The organism is Alcanivorax sp. 1008 (assembly GCF_020667895.1).
GTDB lineage: Bacteria > Pseudomonadota > Gammaproteobacteria > Pseudomonadales > Alcanivoracaceae > PGZG01.
The window spans coordinates 334,172-359,480 of the sequence record NZ_JAFMPS010000002.1; the positions used below are offsets into that span (position 1 = coordinate 334,172).

General features: G+C 56.5%; 29 protein-coding genes. 12 read left to right on the forward strand and 17 right to left on the reverse strand.

Annotated elements, in window-relative coordinates; all coding sequences use genetic code 11:
• Positions 1-16 precede the first annotated feature (16 nt).
• The 5 genes from J1C54_RS04420 to J1C54_RS04440 form a co-directional block, all read right to left on the reverse strand.
• Positions 17-1,147, reverse strand: a complete 1,131-nt coding sequence (locus tag J1C54_RS04420; RefSeq protein WP_229144816.1) for an aminotransferase class V-fold PLP-dependent enzyme — start codon at positions 1,145-1,147, stop codon at positions 17-19.
• A gap of 38 nt (positions 1,148-1,185) precedes the next feature.
• Positions 1,186-1,443, reverse strand: a complete 258-nt coding sequence (locus J1C54_RS04425; protein ID WP_229144817.1) for a TIGR02647 family protein — start codon at positions 1,441-1,443, stop codon at positions 1,186-1,188.
• Positions 1,444-1,511: 68 nt separating this feature from the next.
• Positions 1,512-4,271, reverse strand: a complete 2,760-nt coding sequence (gene polA, locus J1C54_RS04430; protein ID WP_229144819.1) for a DNA polymerase I — start codon at positions 4,269-4,271, stop codon at positions 1,512-1,514.
• Between the two features lie 21 nt (positions 4,272-4,292).
• Positions 4,293-5,324: an alpha/beta hydrolase gene (locus tag J1C54_RS04435; RefSeq protein WP_229144821.1), complete on the reverse strand. Its 1,032-nt coding sequence runs from the start codon at positions 5,322-5,324 to the stop codon at positions 4,293-4,295.
• A 2-nt stretch (positions 5,325-5,326) separates the two neighbouring features.
• The gene (locus J1C54_RS04440) at positions 5,327-5,962 is read right to left on the reverse strand and encodes an outer membrane beta-barrel protein (RefSeq protein WP_229144823.1); all 636 of its coding nucleotides are present in this window, start codon (positions 5,960-5,962) and stop codon (positions 5,327-5,329) included.
• Positions 5,963-6,082: 120 nt separating this feature from the next.
• On the opposite strand from J1C54_RS04440, the gene J1C54_RS04445 reads away from it, so the two are divergent.
• Positions 6,083-6,997 (forward strand): homoserine kinase, encoded by a 915-nt coding sequence (locus tag J1C54_RS04445; RefSeq protein WP_229144825.1) that lies wholly within the window; start codon positions 6,083-6,085, stop codon positions 6,995-6,997.
• Positions 6,998-7,005: 8 nt separating this feature from the next.
• Here J1C54_RS04445 and J1C54_RS04450 read toward each other — a convergent pair whose 3' ends face one another.
• Positions 7,006-7,536 (reverse strand): chorismate lyase, encoded by a 531-nt coding sequence (locus tag J1C54_RS04450; RefSeq protein WP_229144827.1) that lies wholly within the window; start codon positions 7,534-7,536, stop codon positions 7,006-7,008.
• 203 nt (positions 7,537-7,739) lie between these two features.
• Here J1C54_RS04450 and rd point away from each other — a divergent pair, with 203 nt between their 5' ends.
• The 4 genes from rd (at position 7,740) to arfB (ending at position 10,040) form a co-directional block, all read left to right on the forward strand.
• Entirely contained in the window at positions 7,740-7,904 is a 165-nt protein-coding gene (gene rd / locus J1C54_RS04455) for a rubredoxin (protein ID WP_229144828.1), read from the forward strand.
• 73 nt (positions 7,905-7,977) lie between these two features.
• Positions 7,978-9,123, forward strand: coding sequence for an NAD(P)/FAD-dependent oxidoreductase (locus tag J1C54_RS04460; RefSeq protein WP_229144830.1), 1,146 nt, complete (start codon positions 7,978-7,980; stop codon positions 9,121-9,123).
• Positions 9,124-9,243: 120 nt separating this feature from the next.
• The gene (locus tag J1C54_RS04465) at positions 9,244-9,621 is read left to right on the forward strand and encodes a hypothetical protein (protein WP_229144832.1); all 378 of its coding nucleotides are present in this window, start codon (positions 9,244-9,246) and stop codon (positions 9,619-9,621) included.
• Positions 9,618-10,040: an alternative ribosome rescue aminoacyl-tRNA hydrolase ArfB gene (arfB, locus tag J1C54_RS04470; protein WP_229145529.1), complete on the forward strand. Its 423-nt coding sequence runs from the start codon at positions 9,618-9,620 to the stop codon at positions 10,038-10,040. The genes J1C54_RS04465 and arfB overlap by 4 nt, the downstream gene beginning before the upstream one ends.
• A gap of 6 nt (positions 10,041-10,046) precedes the next feature.
• Here the strand turns inward: arfB and J1C54_RS04475 are convergent, their stop codons facing one another.
• Positions 10,047-10,667, reverse strand: coding sequence for a methyltransferase (locus J1C54_RS04475; RefSeq protein ID WP_229145530.1), 621 nt, complete (start codon positions 10,665-10,667; stop codon positions 10,047-10,049).
• Positions 10,668-10,859: 192 nt separating this feature from the next.
• Between J1C54_RS04475 and J1C54_RS04480 the strand changes: the two genes are divergently transcribed.
• Entirely contained in the window at positions 10,860-11,969 is a 1,110-nt protein-coding gene (locus tag J1C54_RS04480) for an S-(hydroxymethyl)glutathione dehydrogenase/class III alcohol dehydrogenase (protein ID WP_229144834.1), read from the forward strand.
• Positions 11,970-11,982: 13 nt separating this feature from the next.
• A complete protein-coding gene (gene fghA, locus J1C54_RS04485) occupies positions 11,983-12,813 on the forward strand; it encodes an S-formylglutathione hydrolase (protein ID WP_229144836.1) in 831 nt (276 codons plus the stop codon).
• 12 nt (positions 12,814-12,825) lie between these two features.
• Here the strand turns inward: fghA and znuB are convergent, their stop codons facing one another.
• Both znuB and znuC read right to left on the reverse strand, forming a co-directional pair.
• Positions 12,826-13,611 (reverse strand): zinc ABC transporter permease subunit ZnuB, encoded by a 786-nt coding sequence (gene znuB / locus J1C54_RS04490; RefSeq protein WP_229144838.1) that lies wholly within the window; start codon positions 13,609-13,611, stop codon positions 12,826-12,828.
• The gene (gene znuC, locus J1C54_RS04495) at positions 13,604-14,404 is read right to left on the reverse strand and encodes a zinc ABC transporter ATP-binding protein ZnuC (RefSeq protein ID WP_229144840.1); all 801 of its coding nucleotides are present in this window, start codon (positions 14,402-14,404) and stop codon (positions 13,604-13,606) included. The genes znuB and znuC overlap by 8 nt, the downstream gene beginning before the upstream one ends.
• 76 nt (positions 14,405-14,480) lie before the next feature.
• On the opposite strand from znuC, the gene J1C54_RS04500 reads away from it, so the two are divergent.
• Positions 14,481-15,389: a metal ABC transporter solute-binding protein, Zn/Mn family gene (locus J1C54_RS04500; RefSeq protein ID WP_229144843.1), complete on the forward strand. Its 909-nt coding sequence runs from the start codon at positions 14,481-14,483 to the stop codon at positions 15,387-15,389.
• Between the two features lie 13 nt (positions 15,390-15,402).
• On the opposite strand, the gene J1C54_RS04505 is transcribed toward J1C54_RS04500, so the two are convergent.
• Complete coding sequence (locus tag J1C54_RS04505) at positions 15,403-15,765, reverse strand: hypothetical protein (protein ID WP_229144846.1); 363 nt, start codon at positions 15,763-15,765, stop codon at positions 15,403-15,405.
• Between the two features lie 152 nt (positions 15,766-15,917).
• On the opposite strand from J1C54_RS04505, the gene J1C54_RS04510 reads away from it, so the two are divergent.
• Genes J1C54_RS04510 through phoR form a run of 4 tightly spaced genes read left to right on the forward strand, consistent with a single transcriptional unit; the run spans position 15,918 to position 20,028 of the window.
• The gene (locus J1C54_RS04510; RefSeq protein WP_229144847.1) at positions 15,918-17,027 is read left to right on the forward strand and encodes a cellulase-like family protein; all 1,110 of its coding nucleotides are present in this window, start codon (positions 15,918-15,920) and stop codon (positions 17,025-17,027) included.
• A 7-nt stretch (positions 17,028-17,034) separates the two neighbouring features.
• On the forward strand, positions 17,035-17,910 hold the full coding sequence (gene ubiA / locus J1C54_RS04515) for a 4-hydroxybenzoate octaprenyltransferase (RefSeq protein WP_229144849.1): 876 nt from the start codon (positions 17,035-17,037) through the stop codon (positions 17,908-17,910).
• A gap of 58 nt (positions 17,911-17,968) precedes the next feature.
• Positions 17,969-18,673 carry a phosphate regulon transcriptional regulator PhoB gene (gene phoB / locus J1C54_RS04520; RefSeq protein WP_229144851.1) on the forward strand — a complete coding sequence of 235 codons (705 nt, stop codon included), beginning with the start codon at positions 17,969-17,971 and terminating at the stop codon, positions 18,671-18,673.
• Between the two features lie 44 nt (positions 18,674-18,717).
• Positions 18,718-20,028, forward strand: coding sequence for a phosphate regulon sensor histidine kinase PhoR (gene phoR, locus J1C54_RS04525; RefSeq protein ID WP_229144945.1), 1,311 nt, complete (start codon positions 18,718-18,720; stop codon positions 20,026-20,028).
• 4 nt (positions 20,029-20,032) lie between these two features.
• On the opposite strand, the gene J1C54_RS04530 is transcribed toward phoR, so the two are convergent.
• The 7 genes from J1C54_RS04530 to J1C54_RS04560 all read right to left on the reverse strand — a co-directional run bounded on the left by J1C54_RS04530 (position 20,033) and on the right by J1C54_RS04560 (position 25,242).
• A complete protein-coding gene (locus J1C54_RS04530) occupies positions 20,033-20,959 on the reverse strand; it encodes an alpha/beta fold hydrolase (protein ID WP_229144946.1) in 927 nt (308 codons plus the stop codon).
• A 108-nt stretch (positions 20,960-21,067) separates the two neighbouring features.
• Complete coding sequence (locus J1C54_RS04535; protein ID WP_229144947.1) at positions 21,068-21,925, reverse strand: endo alpha-1,4 polygalactosaminidase; 858 nt, start codon at positions 21,923-21,925, stop codon at positions 21,068-21,070.
• Positions 21,926-21,938: 13 nt separating this feature from the next.
• Positions 21,939-22,832, reverse strand: a complete 894-nt coding sequence (locus tag J1C54_RS04540) for an alpha/beta fold hydrolase (protein ID WP_229144948.1) — start codon at positions 22,830-22,832, stop codon at positions 21,939-21,941.
• Positions 22,833-22,931: 99 nt separating this feature from the next.
• Complete coding sequence (locus J1C54_RS04545; protein ID WP_229144949.1) at positions 22,932-23,540, reverse strand: helix-turn-helix domain-containing protein; 609 nt, start codon at positions 23,538-23,540, stop codon at positions 22,932-22,934.
• A 266-nt stretch (positions 23,541-23,806) separates the two neighbouring features.
• The gene (locus J1C54_RS04550) at positions 23,807-24,346 is read right to left on the reverse strand and encodes a DUF924 family protein (RefSeq protein WP_229144950.1); all 540 of its coding nucleotides are present in this window, start codon (positions 24,344-24,346) and stop codon (positions 23,807-23,809) included.
• A gap of 33 nt (positions 24,347-24,379) precedes the next feature.
• Positions 24,380-24,718 carry a DUF2834 domain-containing protein gene (locus tag J1C54_RS04555; protein ID WP_229144951.1) on the reverse strand — a complete coding sequence of 113 codons (339 nt, stop codon included), beginning with the start codon at positions 24,716-24,718 and terminating at the stop codon, positions 24,380-24,382.
• A 56-nt stretch (positions 24,719-24,774) separates the two neighbouring features.
• On the reverse strand, positions 24,775-25,242 hold the full coding sequence (locus J1C54_RS04560; protein ID WP_229144952.1) for a hypothetical protein: 468 nt from the start codon (positions 25,240-25,242) through the stop codon (positions 24,775-24,777).
• Positions 25,243-25,309 lie beyond the last annotated feature (67 nt).

A 25,309-nucleotide genomic window follows, 5' to 3' on the forward strand; every position in this document is an offset into this window, starting at 1 on the left:
TTATTGATGGTTTTTATCAACCATTGATTTCGGCGATCGCTTTGCCAAGATTAGCCACCGCCAGATCGATATCGTTGAGTTTATCCAGGCCGAACAAACCAATACGGAAAGTCTTGAAGCTTGCCGGTTCATCACACATCAGCGGCACACCGGCTGCGGTCTGCAGACCCTGTTCGATAAACTTGCGGCCATTATGAATCATGTCGTCACTGGTATAGCTGACAACCACACCTGGCGCAGCGAACTCCGGCGCAGCCACACTGGCAAATCCGTTCTCAGCAAGTAATGCTCGCACCCGCCGTCCCAGTTCCCATTGCCGCTCTTTAAGCTGGTCAAAACCAATCTTCTGGGTTTCCAGCATGGCGTCACGAAAGCGAACCAGCGAATCCGTAGGCATGGTAGCGTGGTAGGCATGGCCGCCGTTAACGTAGGCCTGCATGATCTGGTGCCATTTCTTCAGGTCACAGGCAAAGCTGCTACTGTTGCGCCCCTGCATAACCTCAACCGCCTGTTCGCCAAGCATGATCAGAGCGGCACAGGGTGAAGCACTCCAGCCTTTCTGCGGCGCGCTGATGAGCACATCAACGCCGCTGGCCTTCATGTCCACCCAGACAGCGCCGGAGGCAACACAGTCCAGCACAAACAGACCACCAACTTCGTGCACGGCTGCAGCTACGGCTTGCAGGTAGTCCGGCGGCAGAATAATTCCCGAGGAAGTTTCCACGTGGGGCGCAAACACCATAGATGGCTTTTCGCTGCGGATACTTTCCAGCACTTCGGCCAACGGCGGCGGCGCCCATGCTGCGGTTTCGCCCTGCTCAATCGGCCGTGCTTTCAACACCAGCTCCGCTGAGGGAATGTTCCCCATCTCGAAAATCTGCGTCCAACGGTAGCTGAACCAGCCGTTACGAATTATCAGACATTTTTGCCCGCCGGCAAATTGCCGCGCCACTGCTTCCATGCCAAAACTACCGCCACCGGGCACCACCACTACTTCATGGGCCCCATAGACCTGACGCAGCGTGGTATGAATATCGCGCATCACGCCCTGAAAAAGCTGCGACATATGGTTTAGTGAGCGATCAGTGAAAACAACGGAGTATTCGAGCAGGCCATCGGGATCAACGGCGGGAAACTGGACAGACATGACAACCTCAATAAAGCAGATAGATCAGAAAATCCCCGTCAGTGCAGACGGGGCTGCATAATCAGTAACAGGGCGCGAGCATGTTCAATAGCGCTATGACCAAGGCTGGTCAGATAGCCGCCATCGTCCTGGGTGATCAAACCCTTGGCGTGCAACCGGCCAGCAGCGGCAACAGTTTCTGCCGAGGCAGTATGATGATGCACCTTGATGCCTTGCTGGCTACAGTCCGGATTGAACTGCAATAGCACATGGAGCTCTTCAAGAATTTCCGGGGAAAGCTCTGACGATCCCGACATGATTACTCCGCATTGTTATTGTCTTGTGCTGTCGATAATGCGCCGGGCTCCGCCCTCAGGCAAGTCTGTCAGTGCGCCTCATCCCAGTTGTTGCCAACCCCCGGATCCACCACCAATGGCACATCCAGTTTTACCGCCGCTGTCATACGCGCGGAAACTTCCTTCACCAACACATCAACGTCCGCCTGTGCCACTTCAAAAACCAGTTCGTCGTGTACCTGCATAATCATCAATGCATCAATGCCGCTTTCCCTAAGCCAACGATCCACATCAATCATGGCCCGCTTGATAATGTCGGCAGCGGTGCCCTGCATGGGCGCATTAATCGCTGTACGCTCAGCGCCCTGACGAATATTGGCATTACGTGACTGAATATCCGGCAGATACAGGCGACGCCCGAACAGGGTCTCGACATAGCCATTATCAGCAGCTTCCGCGCGGGTGCGCTCCATATAGCGCTTCACCCCGGGATACTTTTCAAAATAGCTATCCACATACTGCTGGGCCTCCTGACGGCCAATACCCAGCTGCTTGGCCAGACCGAAGGCGCTCATGCCATATATCAGGCCGAAGTTAATGGCCTTGGCATTTCGCCGCTCCAGATCAGTCACCTCATCCACTTCTTTACCAGCGACCTCGGCAGCGGTAGCGCGGTGAATATCCAGCCCTTTGGCGAAAGCATCGAGCAGGCCTGTATCGCCGGACAGGTGCGCCATGATGCGCAGCTCAATCTGCGAGTAATCCGCAGCAACCAGCTTGCGGCCCGGTGGCGCAACAAAAGCCTGGCGAATGCGTCGCCCTTCCTCAGAGCGCACCGGAATATTCTGCAAATTGGGATCGCTGGAAGACAGGCGCCCGGTGGCCGCCACCGCCTGGTGATAGGACGTATGCAGACGACCACTTCGCCAGCTGATCATTTCCGGCAGCTTGTCCGTATAGGTGCTTTTCAATTTGCTAACGCTGCGGTAATCCATGATCACCTGCGGTAGCTCGTAATCCAGTGCCAACTCTTCCAGCACCGCCTCAGCGGTAGAGGGCTGGCCCTTGGGGGTCTTCTTTACTACAGGAATGCCAAGCTTGCCGTAGAGAATTTCACCAAGCTGCTTCGGCGAGCTGAGATTAAACTGTTGCCCGGCAACCTCCCAGGCTTTCTGTTCCAGCTCAATCATTTTCTTCGCCAACTCATTACTCTGGCGGCGCAACATATCCGCATCCAGTTGGCAGCCATTACGTTCGATATGGGACAGCACCGGCACCAAAGGCATATCAATTTCTCGGAACACCTTGGCTAAAGATGGCACATGCTCCAGCTTTGGCCATAGCGCCTGATGTAGCTGCAGAGTGACATCAGCATCTTCGGCCGCATAGCGGGCTGCTTCTTCGAGCCCCACCTGGTTGAAGGTGAGCTGTTTGCTACCCTTGCCGGCAATCTCTGCAAAGGCAATGTTCTTATGGCCAAGATATTTCAGCGCCAGCGAATCCATATCATGGCGTGTGGCCACTGAATCAAGCACATAGGATTCCAGCATGGTGTCGTACTCAACACCACGCAGGGTAATGTCATAGTTGGCCAGCACGTTCATATCATATTTGAGGTTCTGGCCGATCTTGCGATGCTGGTCGCTTTCCAATAAGGGTTTGAGTAGCGTCAGAACCTGATCACGATCAAGTTGATCAGGCGCGCCGGGATAATCATGGGCCACCGGCACATAGGCGGCCACCCCCGCTTCAATAGCAAAGGAAACACCGACCAGTTCGGCATCCATATAATTCAGGCTGGTGGTTTCCGTATCAAAAGCAAAGACATCTGCCTTCTGCAGCATGCCGATCCAGCGTTGCAGATCCGCCAGCTCTACCACGGTCTCATAGCCGTCGCGGGAAAGTTGTAGCTCAGCGACAGCAGGCGCGGCACTAACCGGCGGCACCGTGGCAGGACGCGCTTTACCGGACTCGCTTCCCGGCACTTCGTTTAACCAGCTCTTGAACTCCAACTCCCGAAATAGCCGCTCCAGCGCTTCCCGGTCCGGCGACGCCGGGCGCAGGTCTTCCAGAGACTCTTTTAATTCACAATCCGTTTTGATGGTGGCGAGTTGATAGGACATAAATGCCATATCACGATGCTCCGCCAGTTTCTCTGGCATTTTCTTGGCACCACGGAAATCCAGCTCAGCCACCTTATCCAGGTTGGCATAAATACTTTCCAGCGAACCCAGGCCTTGTATCAGCGCCAATGCGGTTTTTTCACCAACGCCGGGCACGCCGGGAATGTTGTCGACCTTGTCACCCATCAACGCCAGATAATCGATGATTAGCGACGGTGGGATGCCGAACTTTTTCACCACGCCATCCGGGTCCATTACCGTATCAGTCATAGTGTTAACCAGGGTGACATGCTCATCCACCAGCTGCGCCATATCCTTGTCGCCGGTGGAGATAATCACTGGCCGGCCTTCAGCCGCAAGACGACGAGCAAAGGTGCCGATCACATCGTCCGCCTCCACACCGTCTTCGACGATCAGGGGCAGACCCATGGCTCGGATCAATGTGTGTAGTGGCTCGACCTGAGCACGCAGATCGTCCGGCATGGGCGGTCGATTGGCTTTGTATTGCTCGAACATTTCATCGCGGAAAGTTTTACCCTTGGCGTCGAAAATTACAGCCACATAATCCGGCTGATAATCCTTGAGCATGCGGCGCAACATATTTGCCACGCCGCGCACCGCACCGGTGGGCTGACCCGTGGAGGTGGTCAGTGGTGGTAACGCATGAAAGGCGCGGTATAGATAGGATGAGCCGTCAATCAGGACGACGGGCTTTTGCTCAGGCATCAAGGTTTCCTGTTGGGGGGGTCAGAGCATCTTGCCGAAGGTGCGGCAGATTTCAAGCAAGGCGCGACGCGCTTCCGGCAGTACTCCACCCATGCCGATAAAGCCATGAATCAAATGATCATAGTCCAGCTCGATAACATCCACACCGGCGTGACGCAAACGCTGGCCATAAGCCAACCCCTGATCGCGCAATGGATCACGTGCCACCGCAATCAGGGCCGCCGGCAAATGCTCAACGCTGGCCGCAAGCAACGGCGATGCAAGCGGGTTCTGAGCATCCTGCAAGGTGCGGTAATAATGATCACGGAACCAGTGAATCAGGCTGCGAGTCAGGCCAAGGTGCTCGGCATAACGGCTCACCGACTCATCAATCATGCGCCCATCTACCGTCGGATAAATCAGACACTGGGCAGCCGGTAATGGCAGGGTGCGCGCCAGTGCCTGCTGACAAACCACGGCAGCCAGATTACCTCCGGCGCTATCTCCCATTACCCCCAATCGAGTCGGGTCCGCGCCCAGTGACGGTGCTTGGGCGCGGAACCACTGCCAGGCGGCAATTGAATCTTCTGCAGCGGTGGGAAATTTGTACTCAGGACCACAGCGGTATTCAACACTGGCGAATACGGCGCCAAGACGATTACATATAAACCGGCAAAGGTTATCGTAGCCGTTAACCGAACCAATCACATGGCCGCCACCATGAAAAAATAGCACGCCGGGACGCAATGCATCAGTGTGTCCCTCAGGCCAGTAGACCCGCACAGTGACATCACCGCCATTGCCAGCAAAATCCAAATCTTCGCTCTTGCCCACGGCCTCTCTGGGCACGTCCATCAAAGTGAATAACTCGTCATACTGACGGCGGGCCTGGGCTGGCGTCAGGCTATCCAGCTCCGGGCGCAGACCACTGGCGGACAGCAAAAGGCGCAAGCGCGCATCCAGACCAGCACGCACCTCCGGCTCAACCAGCGAAGCCGCAGCGCCGCACAAAGGCGCCGGCAGTTTCAACAAGCTGGCAAGGGCCAGACGCTCAACCCGACTACGTAAAGACATACCTAGAAAAACACCATCACACCGGCCTCGATACCGGTGACGTCCACATCTTTCCAGCCTTGGTAATTCATATATTCCAACGACAACCCAACACGTCGCGGCATATTCAGCACCGGCAGTTCAACTTTCGGCAATTTAAGTTCTGCACCGATGCCCAGGCCCCAGGAGAAATCGAGATTCGATCGGCGCGTCACGGTGGTACTGCCACAACCGCCGATGCAGATGTCCTGCTCTGCCCTCAGCCGAACATCGGCAACACCGGCAAGGGCATGAACAAACAGTCGGTCGACCAGCGGCAACTCCACCAGCGGCACATCGAAGGGCAAACGGCCAACAGCATAAACACCGGCAATATGATCGACATCAATCTGCAGTCGTACAGATCCCGGCAGGCGCTGGGTTTCATGCCACAAACCACGAGCAAGACGCACTTCGGCACCAAAGTTCTGGTCCACCATGCCACCCATGCGAACGCTGAAACCACCCTGACTCTGGTCGACCTGACCCCCCTGCACATTGGTCATCATGATATTGGTAGCGACATAGGAGTTCGGTGCATCACGGTATACGGCAATCTCGGCGGTCGCCGCCGAACACAGCCCGACCAGTAGCACCGGAAAAATGTGATAACCCCTCATGGTGACTCCTTATTGTTGTTTTTCTAGCCGCCCACGGCGACCTGCAGTTCCGCGCCAGTGGGCAAGTATACGCCAGCGGGCGGCTGAGGAAAGGCCGGGCGACCTGTTAGACTGCTGGCCATGAGCGTATTTACTCCGATCACCGAAACCGAGCTGTCTGAGCTACTCGAAGAGGCCGGGTTGCAGCTGCTCGCCTTTCGTCCGGCCAGTGCCGGAATCGAGAACAGCAACTACCTGATTGACGCCAACGACAACACTGGCATGCGCGCCGATGTGGTGCTGACCCTGTTCGAGCGACTGCCCGCCACGGCCCTGCCCTGGTATGCGGAAGTGCTCGCCCGGGCGGCGGCCGTCGGATTGCCGGTGCCCTGCCCGCTGGCCCATCCGCGCGGCACGATATTCAGCATGGCCGGCAAACCGGCCATGCTGGTGCCTCGTCTACCGGGCCATCATCTTGATCAGCCTGAGCCACGGCACTGCCGGCAAATAGGTGTCGCGCTGGCGCAACTGCACGGCATTCAGATCAGTAACCCGGCACCCCAGGGAGATGAGCGCAGCCTGCTTGCAGCACGCCTGAATGAACTGGAAGAAGGAGAGGAAAAGACCCACGCCAGAGAACATATTGATCACTGGCTAAACACCGGCGGCCCCCGAGTGCTAGTCCACGCGGATCTGTTCCGCGACAACGCCCTGTTTAAGAATGACCAGCTAACCGGGCTGCTCGATTTCTACAATGCCTGCCATGATCACCCGGTCTACGACCTGGCCGTGGCCATCAACGACTGGTGCGTCGATACCCACGGAAAACCATTACCAGAACATGAGCAGGCCATGCTTCATGGCTATCAAAGTGTGCGAACACTCACTTCTGAGGAGCTGGCGTTACTCCCGGAGGCACTCACCATCGCTGCCCTGCGCTTCTGGCTGTCACGACTTGCCGGCCAGCAACAAAGCGCCATTGCGGGTCAGGGAAGCAAGGACCCGGAGGAATTCGCCCGCCTTTATCGACTGCGGCGGCAGGCGCTATCTGGCTAGAACCATGCTTACCGGGGCAATCCCGGCAGAAACACCTCGGCCACCAGCAGCGGCATGGCGCGCTTGATAAACAGGGACTGACGTCCCCAGCAAGACTCACTAACCGGCAGCGGCAAGCGCGACTGCGGCACCTGCGCCGCCCACACTGCCCGCCGGGTGGCGCGGGGCAGCTTGAACAGCTCAGCCCCAAGAGAACGGCGCGCCAGATGGCCCAACACCCGATTGGCCCCGCTAATCGATCGCAGTGGCAGAACGCTGCGGGCGAACACCACCGGCTGCCCATCAACCCGCAATAGCACCTCGCGAATCAGCGCCCAGCGCCCCATGGGCAATCCCAGCAGCATGGCTTCCACCGCCGTGGGCCGACTAATCTTTTGATACAGCGGCTCGACGCTGAACTGGCCATGGCCCTGCAGCCGGCGGGTCAGCGAACCACCCTCCGCAAGCCAACTACGCAGCGGATCTGGCGGCCGCACACGGGCCAGCGGCTGCCACATCAGCTCGGCATCTAGAAACGGCGAAGGACTGGCAGTTTTCACGTTATCTCCATCAAACAGCGCCGGCACTATGCGCAATGCCCCCGTCCTTGGCAATCCACACAGACCATAAAGAACACTGGAATTGCAGGCAAAATGCCCTGCTGTCATTGATTTTTGTCGCCCGCATGGCTAGGTTAGCCAGCCCTGAAGATTCCACCGGCCGATGTCAGCATCAGCCGCGCGCCAAGCCTGAGAGGTAGAACATGAGAAAGTGGGAATGTGTGGTCTGCGGCTTTATCTATGACGAGGCCGAGGGCCTGCCGGAAGAAGGCATCGCGCCGGGCACTGCCTGGGAAGACGTACCGGAAGACTGGGTCTGCCCGGACTGTGGCGTCTCAAAGGACGACTTCGAGATGGTCGAAATCTAAGGGCCAGTGAGATGGGGCGCAAGGCGCCCCTTCTTTCGTCCGCGATCTGCTTTTCCTGCACCGGGGATCCATCATGCAACCGATTATTGTCATTGGTACCGGCCTGGCCGGCTTTAACCTGATCAAAGAGCTGCGCAAGCTCGACAAGACCACCCCGGTGATCATGCTCACCAGCGACGATGGCCGTAATTACTCCAAGCCGATGCTGTCCAATGGCTTTGCCAAACAGAAGGATGCTGACGCACTGGCCATGGCCAGCGCCGAGCAGACCTCTGCACAGCTGGATGTGACCATCCGCACGGGCGTTAGCGTCACGGCCATTGATACAGCGGCCAAGCAGGTGGAATTCGGTGCCGAAAAGATCGGTTACAGCAAGCTGGTACTGGCACTGGGCGCTGATGTATTCCGCCCGCCGATGACCGGTGATGCTCTGGATCAGGTTTACACCGTTAACGACCTGATGGATTACGCTCGCTTCGGCAAGGCCGTGGCCGGCAAAAAGAAAGTGCTGATTATTGGCGGCGGTCTGATTGGCTGTGAGTTTGCCAATGACCTGCTTGCCGGTGGCTTTGAGGTGGAACTAATAGAGCCAATGGGTCGCTGCCTGCCAACCCTGCTGCCGGAGCCAGCATCGCGCGCGGTACAACAGGGACTGGAGGCCGCCGGCGTCAAATTCCACTTCGGCCCCTTTGCTCAAACCTGTAATCACAGCGGCGACGGGGTGCTGGTAGGTCTTTCTGACGGCAATGAAGTGCAGGCTGATATCGTCCTGCAGGCGGTCGGTCTGCGCCCACGTATTGCGCTGGCCTCCACCGCCGGCATCAACGTTGACCGTGGCATCGTTGTCGACCGTCTGCTGCAAACCAGCGCCGCCGATGTCTACGCACTAGGCGACTGCGCCGAAGTGGAAGGCCTGGTGCTGCCCTACATCCTGCCGCTGATGTCTGCCTCCAGAGCGCTGGCCAAAACACTGGCTGGTGAGCCAACCCCGGTGGCCTATGGCGTTATGCCGGTTTCTATCAAAACCCCGGCTTGTCCAACGGTTGTCTGCCCACCGGCACCGCAAGCCAAAGGCGAGTGGCACTGTGAAGGCGAAGGCCTGAACAGCAAGTGTCTGTTCCGCGGTGACGATGGCACCCTGCTTGGCTATGCCCTGACCGGTGACGCCTGCAGTGAGAAACAGGCCTTGAATAAACAGCTGCCGCCACTACTCAGCTAATACCCGAACAGATCAGGAGAGCCATAAGGCGCTCCGCTTACGCTTTCTTCAGGCAGCACGATGGCGTAGCCTTTGCTGTATAACTGCTATGCCCCCGGGCAATTTTGTTGAGGACAACAAATGAAGTTTTGGCTGATTCTGCTTATTCTCGGTTGGAGAATGCGCTGGCTGGCATGGCGTAATGAAGAGTTCCGCAGCAAGCTGGCAGGCAAGGACATGGTGATGCAATGGCGCACCCGAGTTGGCCCACCGGCGCGCTCTTTTCACTTTTTGCCTGATCGTATTATCCCCCGCCACGGCCTGCACCCCACACCCACCGTGACGCTCAGCTTTGAAGATGCTTCCTATGCGGTAGATACCCTGATGCAGGCGGGCAAAAATCAGATGGTCTTTATGCAGGGCATGCAGGAAGGCAAGATCAAGATCGAAGGTGATGCATCTCAACTGATGTGGTTTATGACGCTGATGAAGTATTTGGCGCCGAAAAAGAAAAAATGATTGCCGCACTGGTTATCACGCCCACCCTGTCCGTACCGGACAATGAAATTCAGCTTGAAGCCATTCGTGCACAAGGAGCTGGAGGCCAGAACGTCAACAAGGTCTCCAGCGCTGTCCATCTGCGTTTTGATATTCACGCATCGTCATTGCCAGAGCTTTACAAAGAACGATTGCTGGCACTAAAAGACAGCCGCATTACCGATGACGGCGTTATTGTTATCAAGGCGCAGCAATTTCGCACCCAACTAAAAAACCGCGATGATGGCCGCAGTCGCCTTGCAGAGTTAATCCGCTCGGTTACCGTGGAAAAGAAGCCACGCCGCGCCACCAGACCATCAAGGTCCTCTCAAGCCAAGCGCGTAGAAAGCAAAAAGAAACAGGGGCAGACCAAAGCACTACGCCGTCGCGTGGACCTCTGATTCCCGTCAGGAAACTCCTTTCTGGTGCAGACTGAACAGGGCGGTTTGCGTAGGCTGGCCCGCTTCCGGATGATGCTCGCCGATACCACCGAACATGACCTTATAGCCTTGCCGTCCTGCCACCCCATTGGCCCAGCGACGAAACTTTATGCGATCCCACTCAAACTTGTGATCCGGCTCGCGCATTTCATTTGGCGCCATATTAAACAGCGGGTTGTACTCCCGGTTTGGTGTGGTCATAAAAAGAACCTGCGGCCGATACTGACCAAACACAATATCCTCTACTAACGACAACATTGCCGGCGGCACATGCTCAATGGTTTCCACCATCGCCGCCGCATCGAACCCGGCCAGCAATTCATTTGATTCTGTGTAAGAGCCGGCCAGCAACTGCAATCGCAGCGAATCGCCATTTAGATGGTGCGCCAGCATCTGCCGCGCCTCCGCCAGACGTAGCAACGACTGCTCAAGGCCAACAACCTGCTCGAACTGTGGCTCCGCCAATAATCGATATAGCAAAGCACCGGCACCGCAACCAAGATCCAGCACTCGCCGGGCGCCGCTGGCCTTCAAAGTGGCGCATACCTTATCCAGCCGCTCTTCATGCAGGCCGGTCATTTCATTCATCACTGGCGTGCTCTCCCCTATCGCCACAATTCATCTTACCGATAGCGCTGATCGCTCAACAGCCATCAGAGACGCCACTACACTTGCGCCATCACCTCTCAGGTGCAAGCATCTGCCCACATTCACACCGATCTGCCGCGATCCGTTGATAATGCATCACCCATTGCGCACGCCTGACACAGGAGCCACACCATGAAATCACGCGCCGCCGTTGCCTTCGGGCCGGGCAAACCTCTGGAAATCGTTGAGATCGATGTGGCTCCGCCGAAGAAAGGGGAAGTGCTGGTCAAAATCACCCACACCGGGGTCTGCCATACCGACGCCTTTACCCTGAGCGGCGATGATCCGGAAGGTGTGTTCCCGGCGGTATTGGGCCATGAAGGCGCAGGCATTGTGATGGAGGTGGGCGAAGGTGTCACGAGCGTTAAACCCGGCGACCACGTGATTCCGCTGTACACCGCCGAATGCGGTGAATGCAAATTCTGCAATTCCGGAAAGACTAATCTGTGTAGCTCCGTGCGCGTCACTCAGGGCAAGGGCCTGATGCCGGATGGCACCAGCCGCTTCTCTTACAACGGCGAGCCGATCTATCACTATATGGGCACCAGTACCTTCAGCGAATACACCGTGGTCGCGGAAGTATCACTGGCCAAGATCAACCCGGAAGCACCGCATGAAAAAGTTTGTCTGCTCGGCTGTGGGGTCACCACCGGCATTGGTGCGGTACATAACACCGCCAAAGTAAAACAAGGCGACACTGTGGCCGTGTTCGGCCTGGGCGGTATCGGTCTTGCTGTGGTGCAGGGCGCCAAGCAAGCCAAAGCCGGGCGCATCATTGCCATCGATACCAACCCGGCAAAATTCGATCTGGCAAAACAGATGGGCGCCACCGATTGTGTTAATCCGAAAGATCACGACAAGCCAATTCAGGAAGTAATCGTCGACATGACCGATGGCGGCGTCGAATTCAGTTTTGAATGCATTGGTAATGTGAATGTGATGCGCGCTGCCCTGGAGTGCTGCCACAAGGGCTGGGGCGAAAGTATCATTATTGGTGTCGCCGGTGCCGGTCAGGAAATCAGCACCAGGCCGTTCCAGCTGGTCACCGGTCGCGTTTGGCGCGGCTCCGCATTCGGCGGCGTTAAAGGTCGCAGCCAGTTGCCCGGCATGGTCGAGCAATCCATGCGCGGCGAAATCCAGCTGGATCCCTTTGTAACCCATACCATGGGACTCGAAGACATCAACAAAGCGTTCGACCTAATGCATGAAGGCAAGTCGATTCGCACCGTAATTTATTTCTGAGGCAGTAACGGTAATGGAAAAGATTGAAGATCACGCCTGCTTCGGCGGCAGTCAGCAGGTTTGGCAGCACGATTCTGCAGCGCTTGGTTGCAGCATGCGTTTTTCCGTTTATCTGCCACCACAGGCACAAAACGGAAAATGCCCAACCCTGTACTGGCTATCTGGTCTCACCTGCAACGAGCAGAACTTTATCACCAAGGCTGGCGCCCAGCGTTATGCCGCGGAACACGGCGTGGTAATTATTGCGCCGGATACCAGCCCCCGTGGTGATGATATTGCCAACGACGATGGTTACGATCTCGGTCAAGGCGCTGGCTTTTATATCAATGCCACGCAATCGCCTTGGGCAGCGCACTTTCGCATGTACGACTACATCGTTGATGAGCTACCCGGATTAGTTGAAGCAAACTTTCCGGTAACTTCAGCGCGTTCTATTTCCGGCCACTCCATGGGCGGCCATGGCGCTTTGATGATTGCCCTGAAAAATCCCGGTCGCTATTGCAGCGTTTCCGCTTTTTCACCGATCGTGGCGCCGAGCCAGGTACCCTGGGGCGAAAAGGCGTTCACGGCTTATCTGGGCGATGATCACGACAACTGGCTTCAATGGGATAGCTGCGCGCTTATTGCCAGCGCCGCCGAGAAACTGCCGTTGCTGGTGGATCAGGGCGATGCGGATGACTTTCTTGCTAACCAGCTGAAGCCGGAGTTGTTGCAGCAGGCCTGCGATAAAGCCGGTCACCCGCTGACGCTACGCATGCAACCGGGCTATGACCATAGCTATTACTTTATCGCCAGTTTTATTGGTGAGCATATGGCTCACCATGCCAAGGCAATGAAAAGTTAAAACCTGCTTTAATCAGCCGCGGGCTGGCTTGACCAGCGTTGCCAAAAACACCCCGGCCGCAGCCAGCACAATGGACGGTCCCACCGGAGTGTCCACTTGCCAGCTCAGCGCCAACCCGCCAACTACTGCAATAGTCCCGAGCACCGCCGCAATCGCCGCCATTTGCTCCGGCGTTTTTGCCAGTCGTCGTGCACTGGCGGCCGGCATCACCAACAGCGAGGTGATCAACAACACCCCCACCGTACGAATAGCTCCGGCAATCAGCAGCGCCAATAACAGCATCAACAAAATTCGCGTTGCCACCACTGGCACGCCTTCAACGCGTGCCATGTCTTCATCAACAGTAAGGCTTAACAGATTGCGCCAGTTGAGCATCATCAGGGACAGAATTAATGCCGCGCCGCCGGCCAGCCAGACAACGTCCTGCCAGTTAACCGCAAGCAAATCACCAAACAAAAATGCGAATAGATCCACCCGCACACCGGGCTGCAAACTGACCGCCACAATACCCAGTGCCAGAGTGGTATGGGACACCATGCCAAGCAAAGTGTCGTTGGCCAGATGACGCTGTTGCTGCATCGCCACCAGCACTAACGCCATGGCCAGGCATACCAGCACCACGGCGGGATACAAACTGATGCCGACAGCAATACCAAACGCAGCGCCAAGCAATGCACCGTGGGCCAGAGTGTCACCAAAAAATGCCATGCGCCGCCAGACCACAAAGGCGCCCATGGGGCCAGCTACCAGAGCCACGGCAAGGCCAGCAAACAGCGGCGGCAATAACAGCTCAATCATGTTTATGCCCGCCCTGGTGTTCATGGGAATGATGATGATGCGGATTGCTGCAGCTATGAACATCACCGTGCAGATCGTGGTCGTGGTCATGATCGTGGGTATACACGGCAAGGTTATCCGCCGGCACGTGCTGGCCGGCAAACAGGGCAAGGTACGCCGGGTCCAGCCGCACCGCTTCCGGCGTGCCGTGGCAGCAGACATGATGCTGCAGGCATACCACCTGATCGGTGGCCGCCATCACCAGATGTAAATCGTGAGAGATCAACAAAATGCCGCAGCCAAGTTCATCGCGCACATCAGCAAGCAAGCCATACAAGGCATTCTGACCCACCACATCGACGCCCTGTGCCGGTTCATCCAGCACCAACAGATCCGGTTTGCGCAAAATAGCCCGCGCCAGCAATACGCGCTGCAGTTCGCCGCCGGAAAGTTTTTGCACAGCACGATCCCGCACATGGGCCACGCCGGTACGTTTTAACGCAGCAATGCGATCGTCTTCATGGCCGGGCTGGGCCAGCCACAAAAATCGGTCTACGGTCAGCGGCAAGCTTTCATCAATGCGCAACTTCTGCGGCATATAACCAATACGCATGCCGGGGCGACGATGCATACTGCCACTAGTTGGCTGCATCAACCCCAGTGCGATCCGCGCCAGACAGGTTTTGCCAGCACCGTTGGGGCCGATCAGGGTGGTGATCCGGCCAGGCACCAATTGCATGTCCACATGGTCAAGGATGGTCTGGCCATCCCGTTCCAGACAGATCCGCTGCAGGTCGATCAGTGGCTCAGTCATTACCCCTCCTTCATCAGGCGCTGATGATAAACTACCCGGCCTTGCCTGTACCGGGCTGCATCACCAAGGAGTCACTGTGCGCACTTTGCTTGTCTTTGTTTTGTTGCTGATCAGTCCTTTGTCAGCGCTGGGCGCCGATAGCAAGCCACGGGTGCTGGCCAGCATCGAGCCGCTGGCCATGTTATTACGCGAGGTGCTGGGTGATACGGTCACGGTGGATACCTTTCTGCTGCCCTCACAAACGCCGCACGATTCCTCCTTTACCCCCGGTCAGGCACGCAAAGTACAGCAGGCGGACCTGGTAGTCTGGCTGGGCAAGGATGCGGAACCATCGCTGGCCAAGCTGATGGCTCGCACCCGGGGAGACGAGCTGGCAATGCTGTCACTGGAGGGTATTTATCAGCGCGAGATGGTGGCAGTGGACGAGGACGAGGATGGGCACCATGGCCACGGCCACGGCCACGGCCATGAGGACCATAATCACGGCCCGCTTGATCCGCACCTGTGGTTGTCTCCAGATAATATGCTGCAACTGGCCCGCGCGCTGCCTGATCAGGCCGATAAGCTGGGGCTAACAAGTGAAGCAGTCAGCACTGCTGTCAGCCAGTTTGCAGCCCGTCTGGCCGCCCAACGACAAGCTATACAGGCACAGTTAGCGCCCCTGTCCGAGCGTCCCTATATCAGCCACCACGATGCCTGGGGCTATTTTGCCGAAAGCTTCGGCCTGCGGCAGGTGACACCGATTAGCGCCAGCACGGAGCTTTCGCCGGGCAGCCGGCGCTTTATCGCACTGGTAAATCAGATTGAACAGCAAGGCATCCGCTGCGTTATGGCCGAGCCGGAGTCACGTCGGGCTCTACTGGAGCGGCTATGCACAGGCCAGTGCCGAATCGTTGAAGCGGATCCGCTGGGCCGCGATCTGGGAAAGGTGGGCTACAGCGCACTACTGGACAATCTGGCCAACAGCTTTGCCCGCTGTCTGTGAGGATCTAACCGGATTACAGCTGACGGATCGGCACACCAACGGGTAGCGTTGCCGGTACCGGCGGTGGCGGCGCTAGCTCGCTGGGCGGAGCGACGCGGGTTTCAGTGCGCTGACGCTCCTGAAACTGGGCATCACTATCGGAATAAAGCGACTCCCCCTGCACCGAGCGCATGGCTCGGGCGGTGGACTCGCCAATCTCCACCGGGCTTTGCAGATAAAGCTCTTCCAGCTCCTCTGCCGCCATCACCGGCGCAGCAAAGCGCTGCTGGGTCTCATGATCCTTCTCCTCGTCACTCAGACGCGCCTGATCTGGCAGGGTCTCCCCGCCATAAGCCAGAGCACTGAACAACCATGTAAGCAGCACAAGTCTTTTCATAGGGGAATCATAAACCCATGTCGGTGCTTTACGACAACCCGGACGAGCTAAAGTGCCTTTTGGCCCGCCGGACGGCTATGCAGCCATTGAGGCGTTCACAGAAACAGGTATGCTGCCGGTCTCTGTTGTGCAGTTCTTAAGGGGCTGGCTGAATGTCCGGCATTGGATTACCGCGTCTTGCACTGGCTAGCTGGGACCACAGCTGGTTGACCCGCAATGACGCCCGTCAGGGAGAGTACAGGCAGCTACCCGCCTGTTTGGACGGCCTTGTGGAACGGGGCTACAACGCCCTGCGCATTGATGCCTTCCCGCACCTTATCGCCGCCCGCTCCGATGGCGTGGTGCTGGACCGCTTTGAGGTACTGCCACCACAACGAGCGGCGGTGCAGGTCCACCCCCGCCGCAGCCTGATCGAGCTGGCCCGTCAGGCCCGTAGCCGCAATCTGCGCCTCTGGCTGGGCAGCCGCTTTCTGCCAGACCGGCAATCAAGACGCAGCTTTATCCGCCGGCCCCAGGACTTTATCGATGTCTGGTCACAGACCCTGGATCTGCTCAAGCGCGAGGGCTTGCTGGATACCGTGGTGGCGGTGGACTTCTGTCAGCATTTTCCGTTGCCGCCAGCGGCCTACGGGGCCAGCCGCCATATTTTCGGCAGCCATCCGGCTAATCGTCTGGCCCGGCTGGGGATCTGGTCCCGTGGTACCGAGCAGCGCGCAGAACAGTATCTGCTGGACGTGCCACGCAGCCTGCGCGCTCTATTTCCCTCGGTAGCGTTTGGCGTTTCTGCTGGTGCCGCAAGCGAGAAACACCTGCGTGCACTGGACACTTCGGAGCTGGATTTTGTCGACAGCCACGTGTGGCTCAACGACGACCCAACCTTTACTCTGGCCAGCGGCGGGCTGCTCAAAGCCGCAGCGCCAGCAATAGCCGCCGGCCTGCAAAATCGGGTTGCCGCCATCGCCTGGCATCGAGGCCGCGAACAGTGGCAGCGCCACCTTGATGAACGTATTCGAACTTTGCATGACTTTTCCCGAGTACGACGTATCAACCCGGTCATCGGCGCCGGCTTTGTCCAGCTTGCCAGCGAGAACAGTGCGGACTGGGGCTGGGTCCGGGAGGTCTGTGAGTTCGCCGTTGAACAGGCTCTGGAACGGGGTGTCACCAGCATCTGTCCCGCCGTGCAGGCTCGCCCCCACGGCGATGGCCTGTGGAACGAAGCGGCCTGGCTGCAAACCATCAACCAACGCATTCTGAACCACTGAGGCAAACATGCTGAGCTTTGTCCAAGCCCGTTATCCGCAACTGTGGCCATGGATCCAGCTGATGCGGCTGGATCGGCCGGTGGGCACCCTGCTGCTGCTCTGGCCAACCCTATGGGCGGTGTGGATTGCCGGTCAGGGCTCACCCAGCATAGGCACCGTAATCATCTTTACCCTCGGCGTAATCGTGATGCGTGCCGCCGGCTGCGTAATCAACGACTTCGCCGACCGCAATATCGATGGCCAGGTGAAGCGTACTGAAGGGCGACCGCTGGCCACCGGCGCGCTATCTGGCAAACAGGCGCTGATGCTGTTCTGCGCCCTTGCCGCCGTCGCCTTCGTGCTGGTGCTGTTTCTGAACACTTTCACCATCCTGCTTTCGTTTGGCGCGCTGGCGCTGGCGGTGCTGTATCCGTTTATGAAGCGCTATACCCACCTGCCTCAGGTGGTGCTCGGGGCGGCATTTTCCTGGGCCATTCCAATGGCATTTGCTGCCGAGACCAACAGCGTGCCCGCCATCGCCTGGCTGCTATACACCGCGAACCTGCTTTGGACCGTGGCCTACGATACGGAATACGCTATGGTCGACCGGGACGACGACCTGAAGATCGGCGTTAAAAGTACGGCCATCCTGTTTGGTGAGATGGATAAACTGATGATCGGCGCCCTGCAGGCCATGACCTTGTTCGCCCTGTGGCTGCTGGGGCGGCAGCTCAGCTTCGGTGCGTTCTGGCTGGCCGGGCTGGCCATCGCTGCCGGCCTGTTTATTTACCAACACTGGTTGATGCGCGAGCGCAGCCGTGACGGCTGTTTTCAGGCCTTTCTCAATAACCAGTGGGTGGGGTTAGTAGTATTTATCGGCCTGCTGGGGGAGTATCTGTCATAACCTTGTCATGTAAACGCAATCAAATAGGCCTCCATACACATAGCGAGAAGTAGTGGATATGGCCAAGCACAGAATCCTGATCATTGATGACGAACCGGCCATCAGGGAAATGGTGGCAGTTGCCCTTGAGCTGGCGGACTTTGATGTACTCGAAGCCGACAATGCCCAAAGGGGCCACGAAATTATTGTCGACCAGCGACCAGACCTGGTACTGCTCGACTGGATGCTGCCGTCAATCAGCGGCATCGAACTGGCGCGGCGCCTGAAGCGTGATGACACCACCAGTGAAGTGCCGATCATCATGCTCACCGCCAAGAGCGAGGAAGATAACAAGATTCAGGGCCTCGAAGTTGGCGCTGATGATTACATCACCAAGCCTTTTTCTACCCGCGAGCTGATCTCGCGCATCAAGGCGGTTTTGCGTCGCAGCAGCGCCGGCGCCACAGATAAAGCCATCGAAGTTGAGGGGCTGTGTCTCGACCCGGTTAGCCATCGCATCTCCGCTAATGATATCCCTGTGGACATGGGGCCAACCGAATATCGCCTGCTGGAGTTCTTTATGACCCACCAGGAGCGCGCCTACTCGCGCACCCAGCTGCTCGATCAGGTGTGGGGCGGCAATGTCTACGTGGAAGACCGCACCATCGACGTGCATATCCGGCGTCTGCGCAAGGCTCTGGAGCCGCATAACTTCGATCGTTTTATTCAGACTGTGCGCGGCACCGGCTACCGGTTTTCCACCAAGACTGCCGTCGCCTCCTGATCGCAACACCCTTATACTGATCACTCACGACTGAGGTACCCAGCATGAAGTCGAGACTGGCCAGTGAAGTTAACCGCATCCTGATTCTTTCAGGGATTGCAGCGCTGGCCGCCGTTTCTCTAGACAGCTTATGGCCGGTGGTGATCGCGCTGGCCGGCTATATCGTCTGGCATCTGCGTCAATTATTCGAGCTGTATTCCTGGCTAACTCAGAAAGAACACACCGAGCCACCGGATAGCTCCGGCCTGTGGGGTGATCTGTACACCCGCCTGGAACATCTCTTCCGCAAGGAACGCCGCGCTCAGGAAGAACTGGCCGGCATCATCCAGCGCGCCCAGTCATCGGTGAATGCCCTGGAAGATGCGGTGCTGTTGATTGATCGCCACGGCCGGCTGGAGTATTTCAACCAGACCGCAGAGCAGTTCCTCGGTTTCCGTCACTCGCAGGACATGAATCAGGTGCTCACCAACCTGATTCGTGATCCCCGTCTGTACAACTATCTTCAGCAAGGCCTGTTTCGCGAGCCACTTGAGCTGGCCTCACCGAAAGACGACAACCGCATCTTGCAGTACCACGTTACTGAGTTTGGTCCAGGCGACCGGCTGATTATGGTTCGTGATGTGACTCGCCTGCATAAGCTGGAACAGATGCGCAAGGACTTCGTCGCCAATGTCAGCCACGAACTGAAAACTCCGCTAACTGTGCTGAAAGGCTATCTGGAAACCCTGCTCGGCTCAGTGCCGGATGAGCAGACTCGGCTGCGCCGGGCATTGCATCAAATGGATCAACAGTCCTCGCGCATGGAAGCACTGGTTCACGATCTGCTAATGCTGTCGCGCCTGGAAAGCAGTCAGCCGGAAGGGGTTCAGCAGGCAGTGCTATTGCATGGCCTGCTGCAACGCATGCGCGACGACGCCGAAACCCTCAGCGGCGACAAGCAACAAAAAATCAGTGTGGACGTTCCCGTGGATGCTCGCCTGATCGGCAGCCCAGCGGAGTTGGAAAGTGCTTTCAGCAACCTGATCAGCAACGCGGTGAAATACTCACCGGCAAAAAGCGAAATCAACATTCGCTACTGGCAGGACGAACGGGGCGCGCATTTCTCTGTCAGCGATACCGGCCACGGCATCGACCCGACCCATATACCGCGCCTGACCGAACGCTTCTACCGCCCGGACAGCAGTCGCCATAGTGAAACCGGTGGCACTGGCCTGGGCCTGGCCATCGTCAAACACATCATGATCCGCCATCAGGGAAGGCTGGAAATCAAAAGCGAGGTGGGCAAAGGCAGTACCTTTACCTGCCACTTCCCGCAGGCAAGACTGGTGACCAAACCTACCGCGGTGGCTGGGTAGGCCATCAATTATTATCCTTGCTATGGCCCTGACTAAAGGCTCTGTCTGTTATGTCTTTAAGAGCCAGATTCAATGCTTCGAAGTAGGCATCGGAATCCTCTATGAAAGGCATATGCCCTACATTCTGGAATTCCACCGACTTGGCATTTGGAACTTTAGCAGCCAACACATGTGACTGCTCTGCAGGCACCACTGGATCATGTGTGCCAGAGAAGATATAGCACGGCATATCGATCTTGTGTAACTGGTCAGCGATCTCCAAAGACGTTATGCCATTAAACAACACAAATAGTGCCGACGGGTCCTGCGAGAGAGTATTTGGTTCAATATTCTCCAGCATGCGCTTGCTCAACGGATTTGACCGAAATGCCTTGTGATCATGGGCCAACAATGAGGCAAATATACGCCGCACAAAGTGGCTTGATTTGGAAATAGAAATATTGGAGACAAACAAGCCCTTGGCCCACTTACCTAAGCCCGCAATCTTCAAAAGCATGCCTTCGACACCGCCCCATTTACCAACATGGAAGCCCGCCACACTGACAATACCAATCACATTGGGGGCATGATGAATGGCAATGTTCAGCGCACTAAAGCCACCCGTAGAATGGCCAACTACTATCGCCTTCCTGTCGCCCAGCAACCCCTTTAACCCACCACTCATGACCTGGAAGAACCAGCCATCGTCCACATCACCGATAGAAAAATTCTGTGGGACCGTCGAAGGATGATGGGCGGGCAGGCTCAGCGAATACCAAGCCCTGCCCTCCTTAAACTCCGGCGGAACACAATCTCGCCAGAAATTTACCGACGCCAACACACCATGGATAAACACAATGGCCGGCTCTTTATCCGTTGCCAAATGCTCATTCACCGCCAAATAAGCCAACTGATGGCCCGCCGACTCAACAAAACCTTCCCTAACTTTCATCAACCCACTCCTGGCATCAAGGCTGCGTCAGCGCCTTCAACGATAAAAAGCCTAATAAGCTAGCCCGGGCATTCTGCACGATCATGCCTGTAACCGGTCTTATGGTCATTACAGACAGCTATAGCGGAACTCATCATCCAGATTAAGCGGCAATATCAGGGTACTAAATAGCATATTGATAGACTCAACGCAGAGCGCGTCCCTTTCAACTGCATCTGTCACATACTTATTTTTATACTCCGCATTCATAACCGGCTTACCATTATCCGTAAACGGCGAAAGCGCTTCGCACTCGTTATATTGGAAACACTGCTCGTTCACAGCAAAGTCATAGTAATCAACCAGCTCTTCTATCTGATCAAGATCGTTCTTCAAGCCAACTGACAGTCCTCGGGTATGGGCTGCATTTGCGATGAAGCGGTTGTAGGAGATTTGGTCCTGCGGCGTTAGCTTGAAACCCGGCTTATTGGTATAGCCATCCATGTTGTCCGGCTCTACGCCATCACACCCTTTCAGCACGGCCAGATCGAGGCGGCTTTCCATAATTGTACGGACATTGGCGGAGCGAATATCCAACCAGCGCTCACCCGCCCAGCCATCAAGCTTATTACCCAGATCGGAGTCCGCAAAGCTGTCGGCGTCATCACGCCACTCCTCATAAGAGCCTGCAGAAAAATAGCAGATTACTTTTATGCCATTGTCTTGCAGCTGCTCGACTAATGCCTCTGGTGAATCGAACAGGTCAATGTCGTAAAGGTCGACATCGTATGAAGTATTAACCTCCTCTGATAACTGCCACTGCCAAGTCACGAAAAGAGGCGGCTTGTACCAGTCACCAACGGTTATCGGTGGGTCATCGGGCCCTGGCGCAGGGCCCGGGTCAATGGCGCCACCACCTGAAGAGGATCCGCCGCCACATCCGGCAAGAACAGAAAAAATCACCAAACCCGCCGAAAGTAGTCGCATAACTTTTCCCTATTTAAGCAGCCGGCCGCTCTTCAACTCGCACATCATTGTCAGGCTCGGCATGTGCCTTTGCAAATGTCCCAATCAACTGCGCACAGCGTTTCGGAGCTTCCATCATGACCAGATGCCCACCTTCCTCAAAATAGCTGGCGAGCGGGTGATACCGCTTCACAAAGCGGCGGCCACGCAGGGCAGAAAGCACCCGGTTGTGCTTGCCCCAAATCACCATAGTCGGCGGCAGCCCGTCGCTCCGCTCAAGACCCATGAAGGATGGACTGGCGATGACCTGACGTCCCAGCGCCATCAGATTTGTGGCATTTGCTGGCAAGGCATAAAGATTGGCAAGGTGAGCCCGCAACCCGCCCGCCACTTGACCCGGTGAACGCAGTTGAAACTTGACCACCGCGTCCCTGCCCAACTCAATAGAGGTCATTGCGCCTGCGATAAATCCCATCAAACCCTTCCCCGCTGGCAGCTTCAACATCCAGGCTGCCAACCTGCTACTAAATGTCAGGGTTTCCGCCGTAAGGACATTGAACAGCACCAGGGCCTTGACCCTGGAGGCGCCGGGCGAGCGGGCGGAATCCGAACGTGCAAAGCGAAGCGCTGCCGCCGAGCCAACACAATTGCCCACCAGGATCACCTGCTGTAAATCCAGCTGGTCGATCACCTCCTTGATTACATCGGCGTAAATTTCTAACACATCACCACCGGTCAGCTCGTCGGAGTCACCATATCCGAGCCAGTCGATAGCGGTTATCCGATAGCTCCCGCCAAGCGCCTGAATTACAGGCTTCCAGATGGTGTGGTCAGTGCCGCCATTATGCAGCATCAGTAAGGTCGCATCGCTTGCGCTGCCAGACTGGGTATAAGCCACGGAGCCGTGTCGGGTGGATAGAAAATTCATGTGTGATCCTGCCCTTAGATAAGATGACTGGACCACTATAGAAGCAAAGCCAATACCGGGCTTGTATGGATTGTGCGCGTTTTAACGCGGAGCTGGCAGTCAGCTGAAGTCCATCGCCAGCACACCGGCGGCCAGTTCGCTCGGTGCTGAGCCAGTGATTGCAAAAACTGACTTGCTGAAGTGTGCCAGATCATGGAAGCCCGCCTGATGAGCGGCATCCGTCAATGTTCCTCCTTTAGCAAGGACTGGCACAGCCTTCCAGATGCATACACTGCGTATATACTCCAGTGGACTGCAAAGCAGGTCTCGTTTAAACAGCGCATTGAGGCGGGACCCGGAAACATTGACCGCGTCGGCCAGCCCCGCCACCGACAGCTCATCAAAACCATACTGCTCTACCAAATTCATCGCCCGGATGACCCGTGCATCGCGCCGCACAGGCTGTGGCGCCGGGCACAATAGCCGTATGATCTCATCAAATAGAACGCGCGCTTCCTGCAAGCCGGAAAGGTGACCAAAGCTGGGCTGACAAAGACTTTGTATAGCGGCCAGTTCATCCGCAGCAAGCAGGCGCCCGACTGGATTACCAATCGCCTGCAATAACGCCGGGTATGTATCACTGGTTATGAAAGCATCGAGCGTGGTGACATCCGCATCAACAGCATGGATGAAAGAGCGCGGCGCCGCTGGCCCCGCAATAACTCCCATCAACGGAACATCCTGACCGTCAGCGCCACGCACTATAAATGGATTTCTGGTGGAAATGAGAAGCGTAGCCGAGAGACGTCGATATGGAGCGCCGCGCCGATCGACCTCCAGATGGCGAACCTGGCGAAGAAAGCAGCGCGGCCAAAGATACAGACCTGTTCGATCTGAATTTTCAGATGAAACGGGGGCTGAACTGACTGATGAGCTCTCATCCATAAACGCCCCCGCAGAAGACATTAGGCCTAAGACCTGCAATGGCCATGGAATCAGAATGACGAACCAGGTTGCTTCAAGAACTCGATTTCTTCCGCCGTCGAGGTTCGCCCGAGAATCGAATTTCTATGTGGATAGCGGCCAAATCGCTCAATGATGTTCCGGTGCTTCACTTCGAAATCGAAATTGGACTGAATTCCGTTGTCCCTGTAGAGCTGCAAGGCAAGGTCATGAATTTTCAGGGACTCACTATGCATATACGGCATATACAGGAAGCTTCGCTCAATCTGGTTCAGCTCATGCTGCTGGCCTAGCCTGATAGCTTCCTGGGAAAGAGCCAGCGCCAATGGATCAGACAGAAACGCTCCGGGCGTATCCCTGAAGATATTCCGCGAGAACTGATCCAGTACGATTACCTCGGCCAGTCGACCCTTGGCGGAGCTTCGCCATTCAAACAACTCACAGCGATTGGCTTGCCCGTGAAGCTCCAGAAATCGATCCTCGATAAGACGATCAAAATCAGCGTCTTTTACCCACCATTTAGATGATTCTATTTCGTCGAACCAGAAGGACAGCACGTCATCGTAGTTCACGTTAAACCTCCAAACCCATAGCGCAGCCTCTCCCTAGACATTCTTTGCTGTCTGGTTGATCTGGCTATGGCGAATCAGGAAATATAGCGCAAGCCCTACAGCCACGCCGGGGACGATACCCAGCACAAGGCAAAGCCAGCCATGCTTAACCGAAAGCACTCTGGCCTCGTACACAACGAATATCGCCAGCGCCGCCCAGCAAAACAGAACATCGGAGGAGTAGCCGGCCGCATAAGGGTTCACAAAGCCTGCGGCAAAGGCTCCGAAGACGTCCGGATTAGCAACTAGCGGAGGCACGACAACGACACAAAAAACCGCTGTAAAACCGATAGCCACCAGAATAAGGGCCCGTCTAAAAAGTTTTTCGCTCATCTACACACCTCTATGGGACGCGCGCATGACTCTGTGCGCAAGTTTCATACTGGCTACTATCGGCCCTTACCCGCTTCCAGAATCGGCAGGCCGGCCTCAGTTGGGATATAGATTCTTTCGCCGTTGCCGTCCTGAAGGCCCTTGATCCAGACATACCTAAGGTACTCGTCATTACCTTTAAGGGAAGCACCGATTATCCGATTTGCCTCGGCCGCCGCCTTTGCTCGCTCAATATCGGCCTGGCCCTCGGCTCTGGCGCGGACCATCTGGGCTTTACCCTCCGCCTCGGCCAGGGTGACCCGAGCATTTGCCTGCATTAAAGCAGCTGCTTCTCTGGCTCGCGCCTCCTCAATATAGATTTGCTTGGACCACTCGGCCTCTTTCAGCGCAGCCCTGCCACTCATTTCCATTCTGTACAGGTTGTATCTGGGCCACACTGCAAGAGTCAGCACAACCAGCACAATTCCACCAACCACCAATGCAGCCATTAATCCCAGCGCTTGTGCTTCCTTATTTCGATACATCTTTACCTCCTTTTTTGAGTCAATTCAGGACTCGCCCGCCAGACTGCTCGAATTACATGCATCGGCA

Excerpts from the sequence above, each read along its gene's own strand:
- J1C54_RS04425 (WP_229144817.1), bottom strand. The coding sequence starts at position 1,443 with ATGTCGGGATCGTCAGAGCTTTCCCCGGAAATTCTTGAAGAGCTCCAT.
- phoR (WP_229144945.1), top strand. The coding sequence starts at position 18,718 with ATGAAGTCGAGACTGGCCAGTGAAGTTAACCGCATCCTGATTCTTTCA.
- J1C54_RS04555 (WP_229144951.1), bottom strand. The coding sequence starts at position 24,718 with ATGAGCGAAAAACTTTTTAGACGGGCCCTTATTCTGGTGGCTATCGGT.
- J1C54_RS04510 (WP_229144847.1), top strand. The coding sequence starts at position 15,918 with ATGTCCGGCATTGGATTACCGCGTCTTGCACTGGCTAGCTGGGACCAC.
- J1C54_RS04505 (WP_229144846.1), bottom strand. The coding sequence starts at position 15,765 with ATGAAAAGACTTGTGCTGCTTACATGGTTGTTCAGTGCTCTGGCTTAT.
- arfB (WP_229145529.1), top strand. The coding sequence starts at position 9,618 with ATGATTGCCGCACTGGTTATCACGCCCACCCTGTCCGTACCGGACAAT.
- J1C54_RS04460 (WP_229144830.1), top strand. The coding sequence starts at position 7,978 with ATGCAACCGATTATTGTCATTGGTACCGGCCTGGCCGGCTTTAACCTG.
- J1C54_RS04475 (WP_229145530.1), bottom strand. The coding sequence starts at position 10,667 with ATGAATGAAATGACCGGCCTGCATGAAGAGCGGCTGGATAAGGTATGC.
- J1C54_RS04440 (WP_229144823.1), bottom strand. The coding sequence starts at position 5,962 with ATGAGGGGTTATCACATTTTTCCGGTGCTACTGGTCGGGCTGTGTTCG.
- phoB (WP_229144851.1), top strand. The coding sequence starts at position 17,969 with ATGGCCAAGCACAGAATCCTGATCATTGATGACGAACCGGCCATCAGG.
- znuC (WP_229144840.1), bottom strand. The coding sequence starts at position 14,404 with ATGACTGAGCCACTGATCGACCTGCAGCGGATCTGTCTGGAACGGGAT.
- J1C54_RS04560 (WP_229144952.1), bottom strand. The coding sequence starts at position 25,242 with ATGTATCGAAATAAGGAAGCACAAGCGCTGGGATTAATGGCTGCATTG.
- polA (WP_229144819.1), bottom strand. The coding sequence starts at position 4,271 with ATGCCTGAGCAAAAGCCCGTCGTCCTGATTGACGGCTCATCCTATCTA.
- J1C54_RS04480 (WP_229144834.1), top strand. The coding sequence starts at position 10,860 with ATGAAATCACGCGCCGCCGTTGCCTTCGGGCCGGGCAAACCTCTGGAA.
- J1C54_RS04435 (WP_229144821.1), bottom strand. The coding sequence starts at position 5,324 with ATGTCTTTACGTAGTCGGGTTGAGCGTCTGGCCCTTGCCAGCTTGTTG.
- znuB (WP_229144838.1), bottom strand. The coding sequence starts at position 13,611 with ATGATTGAGCTGTTATTGCCGCCGCTGTTTGCTGGCCTTGCCGTGGCT.
- J1C54_RS04465 (WP_229144832.1), top strand. The coding sequence starts at position 9,244 with ATGAAGTTTTGGCTGATTCTGCTTATTCTCGGTTGGAGAATGCGCTGG.
- fghA (WP_229144836.1), top strand. The coding sequence starts at position 11,983 with ATGGAAAAGATTGAAGATCACGCCTGCTTCGGCGGCAGTCAGCAGGTT.
- J1C54_RS04445 (WP_229144825.1), top strand. The coding sequence starts at position 6,083 with ATGAGCGTATTTACTCCGATCACCGAAACCGAGCTGTCTGAGCTACTC.
- J1C54_RS04535 (WP_229144947.1), bottom strand. The coding sequence starts at position 21,925 with ATGCGACTACTTTCGGCGGGTTTGGTGATTTTTTCTGTTCTTGCCGGA.
- J1C54_RS04540 (WP_229144948.1), bottom strand. The coding sequence starts at position 22,832 with ATGAATTTTCTATCCACCCGACACGGCTCCGTGGCTTATACCCAGTCT.
- J1C54_RS04420 (WP_229144816.1), bottom strand. The coding sequence starts at position 1,147 with ATGTCTGTCCAGTTTCCCGCCGTTGATCCCGATGGCCTGCTCGAATAC.
- J1C54_RS04545 (WP_229144949.1), bottom strand. The coding sequence starts at position 23,540 with ATGGGAGTTATTGCGGGGCCAGCGGCGCCGCGCTCTTTCATCCATGCT.
- ubiA (WP_229144849.1), top strand. The coding sequence starts at position 17,035 with ATGCTGAGCTTTGTCCAAGCCCGTTATCCGCAACTGTGGCCATGGATC.
- rd (WP_229144828.1), top strand. The coding sequence starts at position 7,740 with ATGAGAAAGTGGGAATGTGTGGTCTGCGGCTTTATCTATGACGAGGCC.
- J1C54_RS04530 (WP_229144946.1), bottom strand. The coding sequence starts at position 20,959 with ATGAAAGTTAGGGAAGGTTTTGTTGAGTCGGCGGGCCATCAGTTGGCT.